Origin of the sequence: Pseudomonas sp. AF03-9, assembly GCF_020515815.1 — a bacterium.
Classification (GTDB): domain Bacteria; phylum Pseudomonadota; class Gammaproteobacteria; order Pseudomonadales; family Pseudomonadaceae; genus Aquipseudomonas.
In genome coordinates this window covers 68,586-84,837 of sequence record NZ_JAHPJF010000010.1, presented here as the reverse complement: position 1 = coordinate 84,837, position 16,252 = coordinate 68,586, and the positions used below count along the sequence as shown (strand labels likewise).

Sequence of the window (16,252 nt, the reverse complement as noted above, 5' to 3'; positions counted from 1 at the left end):
AAAATCCATTCCCGCCCGGCGGTGAACGCCAGGCACACAAGATCGGCTCGAAAACCGCCAGGTCGAGTGTTCCAAATAAAAGCCAGCAGGTAGTAACAGACGCCTGAGGGAGGGTTGGCTCCCTCAGGAGATAAGGTTAGTCAGGTTTTAGATCTTTACTTCCGGAGCCGGCTTGTCGGTCGGGTTCTTGATCAGTTCCTTGACCTTGTCGCTCATCGGGAAGTTGAGGTTCAGGCCTTTTGGTGGGATCGGGCTTTCGAACCACTTGGCGTAGATCTTGTTGATTTCGCCGGACTTGTACAGGCCGACGATGGCGTCATCCACGGCCTTTTTGAAGGCTGGGTCGTCTTTACGCACCATGCACGCGTAGGCTTCGAAAGACTGCGGAGTACCGGTGATGACCCAGTCGTCCGGCTTCTTGGCCTTGGCTTCTTCACCGGCCAGCAGTGCGTCGTCCATCATGAACGCTACGGCACGGCCGCTTTCCAGCATCTGGAAGGATTCGCCGTGGTCTTTGGCGGAGATGATGTTCATGCCCATCTGCTTGTCGGCGTTCATCGCCTTGATGATGCGCTCGGACGTGGTGCCGGCGGTGGTCACGACGTTCTTGCCTTTCAGGTCGGCAAAGTCGCTGTAGGACGGTTTGCCGTCCTTGTCTTTCTTGACCAGCAGGCGGGTGCCGATTTCAAACATGTTGATGGTGAAGTCAACTTGCTGGGCGCGCTCGGCGTTGTTGGTGGTGGAACCGCACTCGATATCGACGGTGCCGTTCTGAACCAATGGAATACGGGTCTGCGATGTGACCAGGTTGTATTTGGCCTGCAGATCGGGTTTGTTGAGGTCTTTCTTCAGGGCTTCGACGATGGCCAACTGAATGTCGTGGGAGTAGCCCACTGGCTTGCCCGAACCATCCGCGATGTAGGAAAACGGAATGGAACTGTCGCGGTGCCCGAGGGTGATGGTGCCGGAGTCGTTGATTTTTTTCAGCGTGCCGGTGAGTTCGGCGGCGAATACTGGAGTGCTGATCAGAGCAGCAGCGATAGCTGCGCCCAGGATATGGGGAACGATGCGCATCAATACTTCCTCGACATTTGTTTTTTTTATGAAGCCGGCTAGACGGCTCTCTTGTACAGCGAATGCCCGTAACGGCTCCTGAGGCGTCTCAGGCAATCGTCATGGAGTGTAGAGCATGAGTCGTGCCAGACCAGTACTTAAAGGTTAAGCAGTTGATTTATATGATGATTAAGTTTTGTCGGTAGCGAACTTTCTTACGTTTGGTCCGGCAAACCGAATAGCCATGGGGTTGGCGTTCGGAAAACCGAATGGCAAGGCAGGCATAAAAAAGCCCCTGGACCTCACGGCACAGGGGCTTTTGCGAGACTGAGCGGTCAGGCCGCTTCGATCTTGCCGCGATTGTGCTCAACCTTGGACAGGTAACGTTGCACGTTGGCTTGTTCTTCCGGCGTGGTGAACAGGCCAAGCTTGGTGCGACGCCACAATACGTCCTGGGATTGGGTCGCCCATTCTTCGGTGCACAGGTAGTCGACTTCGCGGGTGTACAGGCCACCACCCAGGTGTTCGCCCAGGTCGGCCAGCGACTGTACGCCTTCCAGCAGGCGCCAGGTGCGGCTGCCGTAGGTGGTGGACCAGCGGCGTGCGATTTCGCTCGGTACCCATTCGAACTTCTGGCGAATCGCTTCGGCCAGCGCTTCTGGCGTGGTCATGTCTTCGCCGCCGGGCAGGCTGGCCTTGGCGGTCCAGCTCGGACGCATCTGGGTGAAGTACGGGGCCAGTTGCGCCATCGCCGATTCGGCGAGCTTGCGGTAGGTGGTCAGCTTGCCACCGAACACCGACAGGATCGGCGCCTCGCCTGTGCCGCCGGACAACGCCAGGGTGTAGTCGCGGGTGATGGCCGACGGGTTGTCCGACTCGTCGTTGCACAGCGGGCGCACACCGGAGTAGGTGTGGACGATGTCATCGCGGCTCAGCTGTTGCTTGAAGTGGGCGTTGACCACCTTGAGCATGTAGTCGGTTTCACCTTCGGTGATCGCAACTGCAGCCGGGTCGCCGGTGTATTCGCGGTCGGTGGTGCCGATGATGGTCAGGTGGTTGAGGTACGGAATGGTGAAGACGATGCGCTGGTCTTCGTTCTGCAGGATGTGCGCGTGGGCGCCTTCGTAGAGTTTCGGCACGATCAGGTGGCTGCCCTGGATCAGGCGGATGCCGTAGGGCGAATCCAGCTTCAGGTCATCCTTGATGAACTTGGCGACCCATGGGCCGGCTGCGTTCACCAGTGCACGGGCACGGATCGAGAACAGGCTGCCATCGGCGCGTTCCATGTTCATTTCCCACATGCCGTTGCTGCGGTGTGCGCTGATGCAACGGGTCTGGGTGTGGATGTGCGCGCCTTTTTCGCGGGCGGCCATGGCGTTCAGGACTACGAGGCGGGCGTCATCGACCCAGCAGTCGGAGTATTCGAAGCCTTTGGTGATTTCGCTTTTCAGCGGGCTGTCCGGGCCGAACTTGAGGCTTTTCGAACCTGCCAGCTTTTCACGCTTGCCGAGGTGATCGTAGAGGAACAGGCCCGCGCGAATCATCCAGGCCGGACGCAGGTGTGGGCGGTGCGGCAGCACGAAGCGCATTTGCTTGACGATATGCGGCGCCTTGGCCAGCAGCACTTCACGTTCGGCGAGGGCTTCGCGCACCAGGCGGAATTCGTAATGTTCGAGGTAGCGCAGGCCGCCGTGGATCAGCTTGCTGCTGGCGGAAGAGGTGTGGCTGGCCAGGTCGTCCTTTTCGCAAAGGAATACCGACAAACCGCGCCCGGCTGCGTCTGCTGCAATACCGACGCCATTGATCCCGCCGCCGATAACGGCCACGTCATAGACTTCGGCAAGCGGTGGGGCAGGCAAGGTGGAAGGGTTCATCGGCTGGCCTCGCGATTTTTATCTTGGAATTCGAACATTAATGTTCATTTGCGAAAATGGTAGCTGATAAACGCGCCCACAGCCACCCGACTTCGATTGAAAAAATTCATCGACGGGCTGGAGAGGGAAAAATTGTGAACATGAGCCAGATGCAGGCTTGGGGAGGTCGGTGTTGGATAGATCGCCTTCGCGAGCAAGCCCGCTCCCACATTCGACCGCATTCCTATGCTGGAACTCGGTCAAGTGTGGGAGCGGGCTTGCTCGCGAAGGTGGCGGCGCAGGCGCCGGAGAAGTCGAAGGTTTTAAACGACTTCCAGCCGCACCTTATGGTCATTCAACAATTGCACCAGCGCCGGCACCGGCTGCTGATCGGTGACCAAACAATCCACCAGGCTGATCGGCCCCAGGCGAATCATGGCATTGCGCCCGAATTTGCTGGAGTCCGCCGCCAGGATCACCTGACGCGCATTGGCGATGATCGCCTGGGAAACCCGTACTTCCTGATAGTCAAAGTCCAGCAGGCTGCCGTCTTCATCGATGCCGCTGATGCCCACCAAGGCGAAATCCACCTTGAACTGGTTGATGAAATCCACACTGGCCTGACCCACCACGCCACCGTCACGGCGCACATTACCGCCGGTCAGCAGCACATCGAAGTCGTCCTTCGCGCTGAGCATGCTGGCGACGTTGAGGTTGTTGGTGATGATTTTCAGGTGGCTGTGGTTGAGCAGCGCACGGGCGATGGATTCGGTGGTGGTGCCGATATTGATGAACAACGAGGCGTGATCGGGGATCTGCGCGGCGATGGCTTCGCCGATGCGCTGTTTCTCGTCGCGCATCTGGTCGGCCCGCATGGCGTATGCGGTGTTTTCGACACTGGAGTCATAAGCCGCGCCGCCGTGGTAGCGGCGCAGCAGATTGGCGTCCGCCAGCTGGTTGATATCGCGGCGGATGGTTTGCGGGGTGACGACGAATAGCTGCGCCATTTCCTCGATGCTGACGTAGCCGCGTTCGCGGACCAGTTCGAGGATTTGTTGTTGGCGGGGAGGCAGATTCATTGGGCGTCCTTTGGGCTGCCATACAAAAGTGGCCCATGATGACGCAGGAATCTGCTCCCTGCCAGTTACAACCGGATGTTGGCTTATTCAGCGCCTTCGTGGGGCTCCCAGTCACGGGTGCGGCTGACCGCTTTTTGCCAGCCGGCGTAGAGCTTTTCTTTTTCCTTTTCTTCCAATTGCGGTTCGAATTCGCGCTCGATCACCGCCTTGCCGCGCAACTCGTCCAGGCTGCCCCAGAAGCCACACGCCAAGCCAGCCAGGTAGGCCGCACCGAGTGCGGTGGTTTCGCGCATTTGCGGGCGCTCGACCTGGGTACCGAGGATGTCGGCCTGGAATTGCATCAGGAAGTTGTTGGCAACCGCGCCGCCGTCCACGCGCAGGGCCTTGAGGCGTTCGCCCGAGTCCTGTTGCATGGCGTCGAGTACATCGCGCGTCTGGTAGGCAATCGACTCCAGGGCCGCACGAATGATGTGATCCACGCGTACGCCACGGGTCAGGCCGAACAGTGCGCCACGGGCGTACGGGTCCCAGTACGGCGCGCCCAGGCCGGTGAACGCAGGCACCAGATACACGCCGTTGCTGTCCTTGACCTTGCCGGCGAAGTATTCGGTGTCGTGGGCGTCATTGATGATTTTCAGCTCATCACGCAGCCACTGCACGGTGGAACCGCCGTTGAAGACTGCGCCTTCGAGGGCGTAGGCCACTTCGCCACGCGGACCGCAAGCGATGGTGGTGAGCATGCCGTGCTTGGATTTGACCGCCTTGTCGCCGGTGTTCATCAGCAGGAAGCAACCCGTACCGTAGGTGTTCTTGGCCTGGCCGGCTTCGACGCACATCTGGCCGAACAGCGCGGCTTGCTGGTCACCGGCGATACCGCCGATGGCGATGCCGCTTTTGGTGCGGCCGTAGATTTCCGACGACGACTTAACTTCCGGCAGCATTTCCCGCGGAATGTCGAGGATCTCCAGCATCTTCGCATCCCACTCCAGGGTGTGGATGTTGAAGAGCATGGTGCGCGAGGCGTTGGTGTAGTCGGTGACGTGGGTCTTGCCGCCGGTAAATTTCCAGATCAGCCAGCTGTCGACGGTACCGAACAGCAGTTCGCCGTTGCGCGCGCGCTCGCGGCTGCCTTCGACGTTGTCGAGGATCCACTTGAGCTTGGTGCCGGAGAAGTACGGGTCGGTGACCAGGCCGGTGGTGTCGCTGATGTACTGCTCGTGGCCGTCGCGCTTGAGTTGCTGGCAGATCTCGGTGCTGCGGCGGCATTGCCAGACGATCGCGTTGTAGATCGGGCGGCCGGTCACCTTGTCCCACACCACGGTGGTTTCACGCTGGTTGGTGATGCCGATCGCGGCGACCTGATCATGGTGCAGGCCAGCCTGGGCCAGGGCTTCGACCATCACCGCGCTCTGGGTGGCGAAGATTTCCATCGGGTCATGCTCGACCCAGCCCGCTTGCGGGTAGTGCTGGGCGAATTCGCGCTGGGCGGTGCAGACCACGTTGGCGTCACGATCGAAGATGATCGCCCGCGAACTGGTGGTGCCTTGGTCAAGGGCGATGATGTAGTTCTTATTCTGAATGTCGGTCATGTCGAATGCCTTGGAAAATAAGAAGATCGGTAATCAGCCTGGGCCGCAAAAAGGGCAGGTGGGTCCAGGCTGGCGCTATCAGGAAATACGGGTCTTGCCGTTGACAGCCGTGTCAGGTGTTTCTTCAACTGCAGCAGGTGCGGCGCTCGGCAGATGGCGGGCAATCAGCCCGCGATAGGCCGCGGCGCCGAGGCATGCACCCACGATCGGGCCGAAAATCGGCACCAGGAAATAAGGAATGTCGCGGCCGCCGGTGAAGGCTATTTCACCCCAGCCAGCGAAAAAGGTCATCAGCTTGGGCCCCAGATCCCGCGCCGGGTTCATCGCGAAACCGGTCAGTGGGCCCATGGCGCTGCCGATCACCGCAATCAACAGGCCGATCAGCAGTGGGGCCAGCGGGCCGCGTGGCAGGCCGTTGTTGTCATCGGTCAAGGCCATGATCACGCCCATCAGGATCGCGGTGATGACCATTTCCACCAGGAACGCCTGGGCGGTGCTCAGCAGCGCATGGGGGTAGGTGGAGAACACCGAGGCCAATTCCAGGCTGGCTTGTGAGCCGCGCACCATATGGTGGGTTTGTTCGTAATCGAAAAACAGGTTGCTGTAGAGCGTGTACACCAAGGCCGCGGCGCAAAAGGCGCCGGCGATCTGGGCGAGGATGTAGAAGGGCAGTTTGCGCTTTTCGAAATCGGCGAAAATACACAAGGCGATACTCACCGCCGGGTTGAGGTGAGCCCCGGAAATACCGGCGCTCAGATAGATCGCCATGCTGACGCCGATCCCCCAGATAATGCTGATTTCCCACAAACCAAAGCTGGCACCCGCGACCTTGAGCGCAGCGACACACCCTGTACCGAAGAAGATCAGAAGCGCAGTGCCCAGGAATTCGGCCATGCATTGGCTCGAAAGTGAAGGCTGTTGAAGAGCAGTTGTCATGGAAAACCTCAGTTGTTGTTCTTGTCTGGCGCACGACCTCAACGGGGCGTTGCGCGATTTTCACCGTGGCAAGGATCCCCATCCCGGACACGGCTTACTGCTCGAATATTGCAGGTCTATTCCTACAGTATTCGGAAACGAAAAAATATAGACAAGAATCACTGCTGTCAAAGGTCGAAAGTGAACCATTAGTCACTTTCAAACTATTGACCTGGTGAATGATCATGCTTGTAACGTTGTGTGTGTTTGCCAAAGTGCGCGCAGTAGAGCGTTTTACGTGGGGTTGGCCTAGAATTGGCGATCTGTTTGCCACGCTTGGAGCCAGCATGACCCCTGCATTGGACCTGTTGAAAAAAGTTCGCGCCGAACATCACATCCACAGTTATGAACATGACCCCAAGGCCGCTTCCTATGGCCTGGAAGCCGCGGAAAAGTTGGGGCTTGATCCGGCGCAGGTGTTCAAGACCTTGCTGGCCAGCAGCGAGAAGGGTGAATTGTTGGTGGCGGTGGTGCCGGTCGTCGGAAGTCTGGACCTGAAGGCCCTGGCGCAGGCGGCGGGGGTGAAAAAAGTCGAAATGGCCGACCCGGCGGCAGCGCAGCGCTCTACCGGGTACCTGCTGGGGGGGATCAGCCCGTTGGGGCAGAAGAAGCGTTTACGCACGTTTATCGATGAAACGGCGCAGCCGTTTGCGACGATTTTTGTCAGTGCGGGGAGGCGGGGGCTTGAAGTGGAACTGTCGGCGGCGGTGCTGGCGGAGCACACCCAGGCCAAATTCGCGCCGATTGGCCGGGCGTAAACCTACGCTGGGGTGTACCTGGATCAAAATGTGGGAGCGGGCTTGCTCGCGAATGCAGAGTTTCAGTCGATACAGTCATCACTGATAAGCCGCATTCGCGAGCAAGCCCGCTCCCACTTTTTTTGAGCCGGTGTCTTCAGGTGGCCGGGCTGTAGCGTCTTACGCCTGATTCGGATTGGGGAATCTGCGCCGCAACGCTGCCCGAAGCCTGGAACAGCACCAGATGTTCCGCCGCCACCCGAATCCCTACATCCGCGCCGATCTGATGGTCCGCATGGCTCGGGAAGATCGACTCCAGCTGCGCGCCCGTCGGCAGTTGCAGTCGGTACAAGGTCGACGCACCGAGAAACGTCTTGCCGACGATGCGCGCTTTCAACGCGCTGTCCGGCGCATACACGAGGTCATCCGGACGCAGCAGAACATCCACCGCGCCACCCGTTGGCCAGGTGTAGGCGCGATTGCCGCGCAGTTCACCCAGTTCGGTGCTGACCGACTCCGGCGTGCTCAATTGGCCGCGGATAAAATACCCCTGGCCGATAAAACTGGCGACGTACGGGGTCTGCGGCTCGTGATAGAGGTTGTAGGGCGTGTCCCATTGCTCCAGGCGGCCTTCCTTGAATACACCGACCTGGTCGCTCACGGCGAACGCTTCTTCCTGGTCGTGGGTGACCAGAATCGCACTGGTGCCCCGGACCTTGAGGATGTCACGCACCTCATGGCTGAGCTTGCGCCGCAGTTCGCCGTCGAGGTTGGAGAAGGGTTCGTCGAGCAGCAGCAGTTGCGGCTCCGGCGCCAGTGCGCGGGCGAGGGCAACGCGTTGCTGCTGGCCGCCGGACAGCTCGTGGGGGAAGCGTTTGCCGAGGTTCTTCAGGTTGACCAGTTCCAGCAGTTCGGCGACCACGTGGTCTTTTTTCGGGTGCTTGCGGATGCCGAACGCGATGTTGTCCGCCACGCTGAGGTGGGGAAACAGTGCGTAGTCCTGGAACACCATACCGATACGACGTTTCTCCGGCGCCAGGGTGAAACCGGCGCTGGAGATCACTTCGCCGGCCAGGCTGATTTCACCTTCGTGCACCGGCTCGAAACCGGCTATCGCCCGCAGGGTGGTGGTCTTGCCGCAGCCCGAGGAGCCCAGCAGGCAGCCGATGTCACCGGCATTGAGGTGCAGGTTGAGGTTCTGCACCACCCGTTGATCTTGATAGCCGCATGCCAGATTGCGCAGGTTCAGCAGGAGTGGATGGCTCATGCGTGATGGTACGAAGGCGGGACGAGGAATTCGAGCAGGGCTTTCTGCGCGTGCAGGCGGTTTTCGGCCTGGTCCCAGGCGACGGAGCGCGAATCGTCAAGCAGGTCGAGGCTGATTTCTTCGCCACGGTGGGCTGGCAGGCAGTGCATGAACAACACGTCCGGCGCGGCCAGGTCGAGCAGGGCACGGGTGACCTGGAACGGCGCGAACAGCGCGAGGCGCTTGGCGGTTTCGTCTTCCTGGCCCATGGAGGTCCAGACGTCGGTGCTGACCAGGTGAGCGCCGATCACGGCATCCCGTGGGTCACGAACGACGGTGACGCGCTCACCTGCCTGTGCGAGGAAACGCGCGTCAGGCTCGTAGCCTTCCGGGCAGGCAACGCGCAGTTGGAAGTCGAACTGGATCGCCGCTTCTATATAGCTGTTGCACATGTTGTTGCCGTCGCCGATCCAGGCCACGGTCTTGCCCTGGATCGAACCGCGATGCTCAAGGAAGGTTTGCATGTCGGCCAGCAACTGGCACGGGTGCAGGTCGTCGGACAGGCCGTTGATCACGGGCACGCGGGAGTTGGCGGCGAATTCGGTGAGGGTGCTATGGGCGAAGGTACGGATCATCACCGCATCAAGCATGCGCGACATGACGATCGCGCAATCGCTGATCGGCTCGCCACGGCCCAGTTGGGTGTCGCGCGGTGACAGGAAGATGGCTTGGCCACCCAGCTGGATCATGCCGGCTTCGAAGGACAGGCGGGTGCGGGTCGACGATTTCTCGAAGATCATCCCGAGAACGCGGTTTTTCAAAGGCTCGAACAGTACGCCGCGGTTACGCAGGTCTTTAAGCTCAATGCCTCGACGGATCACGCTGACCAGCTCTTCGGGCGTGCAATCCATCAGAGAGAGAAAGTGCCTTGCGCTCATCATTAACTACCTTTTTGCAACAGACCGCAGATACTCAAAGCCTTGTTTATTGTGACAACGGGCGAGACCTGCGGCGAAAGCCGCACGGGGCGACGAAATAGGGGAAGGCGCGATATTGACATTAAATGTCGCGTCTTACCAATAGGGCTACGTTTTTAGGGGTGTTCAAGAAGGGCGCGAGAGCGCTTTTGAAGACGAATTCCATACGGCAGCGGGCCATTTGTACACTGGCGCCGCAACCTTTTGCAATGCGCGGCGGCGGGCTTGGGCCCGGTTGCGTCGGTTTCAGCGATGCTTTGCGGGCTTCTGAAACATTTGCTCACTCTTAGCCATGGCCGGGCCTGATGCCCGTCGATTCACACCGCGAACGTTGGTGGCGCCCCTGCATGTGGCGGCTCATAGTTGAGTCAAAGCCCCTATAAAGAGACTGGCCATGACCAAGACTCTCCACCACCGTGCCTGCCATCTGTGTGAAGCCATCTGCGGCCTGACCCTGGAAACCACCGAGGCCGACGACGGCAGCCTGGCGATCACCTCGATCAAGGGTGATGCGCTGGATACGTTCAGCCGCGGGCATATCTGCCCCAAGGCGGTGGCACTGCAGGACATCCAGAATGACCCGGACCGCCTGCACCAGCCTATGTTGCGGGTGGGCAGCGAATGGCAGCCAATCCCGTGGGAAGACGCCTTCGCCCTTGTAGCCGAGCGCCTGGCGGGTATCCAGGCCCGGCACGGCCAGAATGCGGTGGCGGTGTACCAGGGCAACCCCAGCGTGCATAACTATGGGCTGATGACCCATAGCAACTACTTCCTGGGCCAGTTGAAGACGCGCAACCGCTTCTCGGCGACCTCGGTGGACCAGTTGCCCCACCACCTCACCAGTCACCTGATGTACGGTCATGGCCTATTGCTGCCAATTCCGGACATCGATCACACCGATTTCATGCTGATCCTCGGCGGCAACCCATTGGCATCCAACGGCAGCATCATGACCGTGCCCGATGTGGAGAAGCGTCTCAAGGCCATCCAGGCCCGTGGCGGCAAAGTGGTGGTGGTCGACCCGCGGCGCAGTGAGACAGCGGCGATGGCCGATCAGCACCTGTTCGTGCGCCCCGGCGGAGATGCGGCGTTGTTGTTTGGGGTGCTCAACACCTTGTTCAGTGAAAACCTGACTCGCGACAGTCACCTGCCGGTCGCTGGCCTGGACGATGTGCGCCAGGCAATCGTCGGGTTTACCGCCGAGGCCATGAGTCGCCAATGTGCAGTGCCGGCCGCGCAGATTCGCCAGCTCGCGCGGGACTTTGCGGCGGCGGACAGGGCGGTGTGTTACGGGCGCATGGGCGTCTCCACCCAGGCGTTCGGCACTTTGTGTCATTGGCTGGTGCAACTGATCAACCTGGTCACTGGCAACCTGGACCGTGCCGGTGGCGCCGTGTGCACCACGCCGGCGGTGGATCTGGTGGCGTCGACAGGCGGTGGGCATTTCAATCGCTGGCAGAGCCGGGTGTCCGGGCGTCCGGAATATGGCGGCGAGTTGCCGGTGTCGGCCCTGGCTGAGGAAATGCTTACCGAGGGCGAAGGGCAAATCCGCGCATTGGTCACGGTGGCCGGCAATCCGGTGTTGTCGACACCCAACGGCCGCCAGTTGGAACAGGCGCTGGATGGGCTGGAGTTCATGGTCAGCATCGATCTCTATATCAACGAGACCACGCGATATGCCGACTTGATCCTGCCGTCTACATCGGCACTGGAGAACGATCACTACGACACCACCTTCAATATGTTCGCGGTGCGTAACGTCACCCGCTTCAACCGTGCGATCTTGCCCAAGCCGGCGGGGGCGCTGCATGACTGGGAGATCTTCGTAGGTCTGGCAGAGGCGTTTGCCGCGCAGACCGGTGCAGTGCTGAAGCCGACCATGGCGCCGGCGCAGATGATCGACTTCGGGTTGCGTGCCGGGGTTTACGGTGATGCGTCGAGCCACAAGTTGTCGGTGGCGATGCTGGCGGAACATCCCCATGGCGTCGACTTGGGGCCGCTCAAGGCCAATCTGGTTGCGCGCTTGAAAACGGCGGATGGCAAAGTGCAGGCGGCACCGGCGGTGATCCTTGCCGATCTGGCGCGCTTTGCCGCGCAGCCGCTGCCTGTGGCGGATGAGTTGTTGTTGATCGGTCGTCGCCACGTGCGCAGCAACAACTCCTGGATGCATAACTATCACCGCTTGGTGAAGGGCAAGCCCCGTCATCAGTTGTTGATGCACCCGGACGATCTGGCCAGTCGGCAATTGAGCGATGGTCAGCGCGTGCGAGTGAGTTCGCGCATCGGCATGATCGAAGTGGAAGTACTGGCCAGCCTGGATATGATGCCCGGTGTAGTCAGCCTGCCCCACGGTTGGGGGCATGGCCGTCCGGGTGTGCAGATGAGCATTGCCAGTGGGCAGCCGGGGGCGAGTGCGAACGACTTGACCGACGAGCGGCATTTGGACGAGTTGTCGGGCAACGCTGCGCTCAACGGCGTTCCGGTTCAGGTCGCAGCCGCCTGAGCACTGCGCTGGAATTTTGCGTTACAATGCGCCACCGTGCCGACCTGTGAGTCGCAAAGTTCCAGCCGAGGTGTTCCATGGATATCATCGAAACGATCAAAGAGCAGATTGCCAACAACACCATTCTGCTTTACATGAAGGGCGCGCCAAACGCTCCTCAGTGCGGTTTCTCCGCGAAGGCTTCCCAGGCGATCATGGCGTGCGGCGAGAAATTCGCTTACGTGGACATCCTGCAGAACCCTGAAATCCGTGCCAACCTGCCCAAGTACGCCAACTGGCCTACGTTCCCACAACTGTGGGTTGCCGGTGAATTGGTCGGCGGTAGCGACATCATCGTTGAGATGGCGGCTGATGGTTCGCTGCAAGCGCTGATCAAGGAAGCGGCGGCAAACGCGGCGGCCAAGACTGACGCTTGATTCGCTTGCAATGAAAAGCCCCGCTTCTCGTGAGAGAGCGGGGCTTTTTTATACCTGCGTGCCGAGGGCTTATTCGCCCATCTGCGATTGCAGGTAGTTTTCCAGGCTGACTTTGTCGATCAGGCCCAGTTGGGTTTCCAGCCAGTCGATGTGTTCTTCCTGGTCTTCCAGAATATCTTCCAGCAGCTCACGGCTGCCGAAGTCGCCTTTGGTTTCGCAGTGAGCGATGGCGGCCTTGAGGTCGCTGTGGCTCTTTTGCTCGAATTTCAGGTCGCTGTTGATCATTTCCTGGGTGTGCTCGCCGATGCTCAGCTTGCCCAGGTCCTGCACGTTCGGCAGGCCTTCGAGGAACAGGATGCGCTTGATCAGCGCGTCGGCGTCCTTCATGGCTTTGATCGATTCTTTGTATTCACGCTTGCCCAGCTTTTCCAGGCCCCAATCGTCAAACATGCGTGCATGCAGGAAGTACTGATTGATCGCGACCAGTTCATTGGCAAGGATTTTGTTGAGTTGCTGGATGACTGAGATGTCGCCTTTCATGACTGGGGTCCTGCCCTGTAATAGCTGTATATAGGCCGGAGTTTGAGCGGCGAAAACCTTAGTGTCAAACCTAAGTTATTGAATAATAAATGAAAATTAATCGGAATAAGAATGTTTGTGTTCCGCGTCTTAGCGCTAACTTATTGAATTGCGGGCATAAAAAAACCGGACACTAAGTCCGGTTCTTTAAAACACGCCGATTTAAGCGTGTGTAAATTCTGCTGAATAGGGGAGCGTGGCCTGGGCTGTCTGCAGCTGCGTCAGGGTTTCCCGTACCACTTGCTTGGCCAGGCAAGCACATTTACCGCACTGGCTGGCAACGCCGGTGGTTTCACGCACTTCCTTGTAGCTGCAGCAACCTTCGTAGATTGCTTCGCGGATTTGTCCGTCGGTGACGCCAGTACAGAGGCACACATACATAAGGGAGAACCGTCGCGGGTTTAAGGCTTGAGTGCGATGGATCTTAATGTTAACGAGAATGATTGTCAAAGTAGATTCGTAGGGTATTTGCGCGTATTGCCCCTGCGCTGACGAACGGTTTTTTCAGTGTATGATGGTCGGTCTTCACGAAGCGTGACTGCGTCACAGGGTTGTCGCCTACAGGCGCCAGACTGGGCCGGTCCTTTTACTTCAATCGTCACCCTCACATCAGGAGATACCCAATGAGCGTACTCGTCGGCAAACAAGCCCCGGATTTCGATGTACCTGCCGTCCTCGGCAATGGCGAAATCGTAGACAGTTTCAAACTGTCTGAAGCCATCAAAGGCAAATACGGCCTGGTGTTCTTCTACCCGCTGGACTTCACCTTCGTCTGCCCGTCGGAGCTGATCGCTCTGGACCACCGCATGGACGATTTCAAGGCGCGTAACGTTGAAGTGGTTGCCGTTTCCATCGACTCCCATTTCACCCACAACGCCTGGCGCAACACTGCCATCAATGATGGCGGCATCGGCAAAGTCAAATACACCATGGCTGCCGACATGAAGCACGACATCGCCAAGGCCTACGACGTTGAATCCGAAGGCGGCGTGGCTTTCCGTGGCGCGTTCCTGATCGATGACAAGGGCGTTGTGCGCTCCCAGATCATCAACGACCTGCCGCTGGGCCGTAACATGGAAGAACTGATCCGCCTGGTCGACGCCCTGCAATTCCACGAAGAGCACGGCGAAGTCTGCCCTGCCAACTGGAAAAAAGGCGACAAAGGCATGAACGCTTCGCCAGAAGGCGTTGCGGCTTACCTGACCGAGAACGCTGGCAAGCTGTAAGCCAGATTTGAGGTACAAAAAAACGGCCTGAGAAGGCCGTTTTTTTATGGGCGGGAAATGGCTGTAGTGAGCGGGCTTGCCCCGCGCTGGGGGGCGAAGCCGCCCTAAACCCAGGCACCTCGGTGTATCAGTAAAACGGAGGCGGTTGGATTTGGGGCGGCTTCGCCCCCCAGCGCGGGGCAAGCCCGCTCACTACAACAGCGCTGTTAGTCGTTGAAGTCTTCCCAGCCGCCCATCTGCTTCCAGCGATTGACTATGCCGCAGAACAGGTCGGCGGTCTTCTCGGTGTCATAGCGCGCCGAGTGGGCTTCGCGACCGTCAAAGTCGATACCGGCTGCCTGACAGGCTTTGGCCAGTACGGTCTGGCCGTAAGCCAGGCCCGCGAGGGTAGCGGTGTCGAAGCTGGAGAACGGGTGGAACGGGTTGCGCTTCATGTCCAACCGCGCCACGGCGGCGTTCAGGAAGCCCAGGTCGAAGCTGCTGTTGTGGCCGACCAGGATCGCGCGTTTGCAGCCATTGGCCTTCAACGCCTTGCGCACACCACGGAAGATGTCGGTCAGTGCCGCTTCTTCACTCACGGCCATGCGCAGCGGGTGATCGAGCTTGATCCCGGTAAATTCCAGGGCCGCCGCCTCGATGTTGGCGCCTTCGAACGGCTCGACGCGGAAGAAGTGGGTGTGTTCCGGGAACACGAAACCCTGTTCATCCATGCCGATGGTGGTGGCTGCGATCTCCAGCAAGGCGTCGGTGGCGCAATTGAAACCGCCGGTTTCTACGTCGATGACAACCGGCAGATAGCCGCGGAACCGCTCGGCCATCGGGTGGCGTGAACCGCCACCGCTGTGCTCGTGTTCGTCGTCGTAATGGTCTTCACTCACTTGCTTTCCTCCAGCAGGCGCCAGCGCAGTGTTTCACCGGCGCGCAGCGGGATAACAGTCAACTCGCCAAACGGCAGGCTGGCAGGGGCGGTCCAGTCTTCACGGACCAGGGTGATGCGGTCGGTATTCGCCGGCAGGCCGTAGAAACGCGGGCCGTTGAGGCTGGCGAAACCTTCGAGCTTGTCCAGGGCATTGCGTTGTTCGAACGCTTCGGCGTACAGCTCGATCGCCGCGTAGGCCGTGTAGCAACCGGCACAGCCGCACGCGGCTTCCTTGGCATGCTGGGCGTGTGGCGCGGAGTCGGTGCCGAGGAAGAACTTCGGATTGCCACTGGTGGCGGCATCCAGCAGTGCCACCTGATGGGTGTTGCGCTTGAGGATCGGCAGGCAATAGAAATGCGGCCGAATCCCGCCCACCAGCATGTGGTTGCGGTTGTACAGCAGATGGTGCGCAGTGATGGTCGCGCCGACGTTGGCCGAGGCCTCGGTGACGAACTGCACGGCATCGGCGGTGGTGATGTGTTCGAACACTACCTTGAGGGTCGGGAACAGTTCGACCACGCGACGCATGTGCTCGTCGATGAAGATCTTCTCGCGATCGAACACGTCCACGTCGCCACGGGTGACTTCACCGTGGATCAACAGCGGCATGCCGACTTCGGCCATGGCTTCGATGGCCGGCAGGATCTTGTCGATACTTGTCACACCGGAATCGGAGTTGGTGGTCGCGCCAGCCGGGTACAGCTTGGCGGCGTGCACGTAGCCGCTGGCCTTGGCCTCGCGAATCTCGTCGGGCTGGGTGCGGTCGGTGAGGTAGAGCACCATCAGCGGTTCGAAGCGGCTGCCGGCCGGGCGCGCAGCGAGGATACGCTGGCGATAGGCGTCGGCTTCAGCGGCGTTACGCACCGGAGGTACCAGGTTAGGCATGATGATGGCACGGCCAAACGTGCGCGCAACATCGGCCACGGTTTGGGGCAACGCAGCACCATCGCGAAGATGAATATGCCAGTCGTCGGGACGCAGCAGGGTCAGGCGGTCGGACATTGGGGATTCCAGGCGGGTCAATCTGGTGGGAATGCTACCGGAAAAGACTCTTGCAGGCACTCGCTATCAAGTTTTACAGGATGCATCCGATAGCCTTT

Annotated in this window: 15 protein-coding genes; 4 read left to right on the top strand and 11 right to left on the bottom strand. The window is 59.7% G+C overall.

Annotated elements, in window-relative coordinates:
* Positions 1 to 147 precede the first annotated feature (147 nt).
* The 5 genes from LIY36_RS13630 to LIY36_RS13610 all read right to left on the bottom strand — a co-directional run bounded on the left by LIY36_RS13630 (position 148) and on the right by LIY36_RS13610 (position 6,510).
* Positions 148 to 1,074, bottom strand: coding sequence for a glutamate/aspartate ABC transporter substrate-binding protein (locus LIY36_RS13630; protein WP_192297316.1), 927 nt, complete (start codon positions 1,072 to 1,074; stop codon positions 148 to 150).
* A 314-nt stretch (positions 1,075 to 1,388) separates the two neighbouring features.
* On the bottom strand, positions 1,389 to 2,927 hold the full coding sequence (gene glpD / locus LIY36_RS13625) for a glycerol-3-phosphate dehydrogenase (RefSeq protein ID WP_226455952.1): 1,539 nt from the start codon (positions 2,925 to 2,927) through the stop codon (positions 1,389 to 1,391).
* A 302-nt stretch (positions 2,928 to 3,229) separates the two neighbouring features.
* On the bottom strand, positions 3,230 to 3,985 hold the full coding sequence (locus LIY36_RS13620) for a DeoR/GlpR family transcriptional regulator (protein WP_226455951.1): 756 nt from the start codon (positions 3,983 to 3,985) through the stop codon (positions 3,230 to 3,232).
* 83 nt (positions 3,986 to 4,068) lie between these two features.
* Entirely contained in the window at positions 4,069 to 5,574 is a 1,506-nt protein-coding gene (glpK, locus tag LIY36_RS13615) for a glycerol kinase GlpK (RefSeq protein ID WP_226455950.1), read from the bottom strand.
* Between the two features lie 78 nt (positions 5,575 to 5,652).
* Positions 5,653 to 6,510: an MIP/aquaporin family protein gene (locus tag LIY36_RS13610; RefSeq protein WP_192297312.1), complete on the bottom strand. Its 858-nt coding sequence runs from the start codon at positions 6,508 to 6,510 to the stop codon at positions 5,653 to 5,655.
* Between the two features lie 326 nt (positions 6,511 to 6,836).
* Here LIY36_RS13610 and ybaK point away from each other — a divergent pair, with 326 nt between their 5' ends.
* Entirely contained in the window at positions 6,837 to 7,307 is a 471-nt protein-coding gene (ybaK, locus tag LIY36_RS13605; RefSeq protein WP_226455949.1) for a Cys-tRNA(Pro) deacylase, read from the top strand.
* A gap of 136 nt (positions 7,308 to 7,443) precedes the next feature.
* Here the strand turns inward: ybaK and LIY36_RS13600 are convergent, their stop codons facing one another.
* Both LIY36_RS13600 and argF read right to left on the bottom strand, forming a co-directional pair.
* On the bottom strand, positions 7,444 to 8,553 hold the full coding sequence (locus LIY36_RS13600) for an ABC transporter ATP-binding protein (RefSeq protein ID WP_226455948.1): 1,110 nt from the start codon (positions 8,551 to 8,553) through the stop codon (positions 7,444 to 7,446).
* Positions 8,550 to 9,470: an ornithine carbamoyltransferase gene (gene argF, locus LIY36_RS13595; RefSeq protein WP_192297309.1), complete on the bottom strand. Its 921-nt coding sequence runs from the start codon at positions 9,468 to 9,470 to the stop codon at positions 8,550 to 8,552. Before argF ends, LIY36_RS13600 begins: the two co-directional genes overlap by 4 nt.
* Before the next feature lie 433 nt (positions 9,471 to 9,903).
* On the opposite strand from argF, the gene LIY36_RS13590 reads away from it, so the two are divergent.
* Together LIY36_RS13590 and grxD are read left to right on the top strand one after the other, a co-directional pair.
* Positions 9,904 to 12,012 (top strand): molybdopterin oxidoreductase family protein, encoded by a 2,109-nt coding sequence (locus LIY36_RS13590; protein WP_226455947.1) that lies wholly within the window; start codon positions 9,904 to 9,906, stop codon positions 12,010 to 12,012.
* Between the two features lie 77 nt (positions 12,013 to 12,089).
* Positions 12,090 to 12,428, top strand: coding sequence for a Grx4 family monothiol glutaredoxin (grxD, locus tag LIY36_RS13585; protein ID WP_065906770.1), 339 nt, complete (start codon positions 12,090 to 12,092; stop codon positions 12,426 to 12,428).
* 69 nt (positions 12,429 to 12,497) lie between these two features.
* On the opposite strand, the gene bfr is transcribed toward grxD, so the two are convergent.
* Positions 12,498 to 12,968, bottom strand: coding sequence for a bacterioferritin (gene bfr, locus LIY36_RS13580; protein WP_192297307.1), 471 nt, complete (start codon positions 12,966 to 12,968; stop codon positions 12,498 to 12,500).
* Between the two features lie 201 nt (positions 12,969 to 13,169).
* Positions 13,170 to 13,388, bottom strand: coding sequence for a bacterioferritin-associated ferredoxin (locus tag LIY36_RS13575; protein ID WP_159933212.1), 219 nt, complete (start codon positions 13,386 to 13,388; stop codon positions 13,170 to 13,172).
* Positions 13,389 to 13,630: 242 nt separating this feature from the next.
* Between LIY36_RS13575 and LIY36_RS13570 the strand changes: the two genes are divergently transcribed.
* On the top strand, positions 13,631 to 14,233 hold the full coding sequence (locus tag LIY36_RS13570; protein WP_003172097.1) for a peroxiredoxin: 603 nt from the start codon (positions 13,631 to 13,633) through the stop codon (positions 14,231 to 14,233).
* A gap of 206 nt (positions 14,234 to 14,439) precedes the next feature.
* Here LIY36_RS13570 and rnt read toward each other — a convergent pair whose 3' ends face one another.
* Both rnt and pyrC read right to left on the bottom strand, forming a co-directional pair.
* Positions 14,440 to 15,111: a ribonuclease T gene (gene rnt / locus LIY36_RS13565; protein ID WP_083359903.1), complete on the bottom strand. Its 672-nt coding sequence runs from the start codon at positions 15,109 to 15,111 to the stop codon at positions 14,440 to 14,442.
* On the bottom strand, positions 15,108 to 16,154 hold the full coding sequence (gene pyrC / locus LIY36_RS13560; protein WP_192297306.1) for a dihydroorotase: 1,047 nt from the start codon (positions 16,152 to 16,154) through the stop codon (positions 15,108 to 15,110). Before pyrC ends, rnt begins: the two co-directional genes overlap by 4 nt.
* Positions 16,155 to 16,252: the final 98 nt, after the last annotated feature.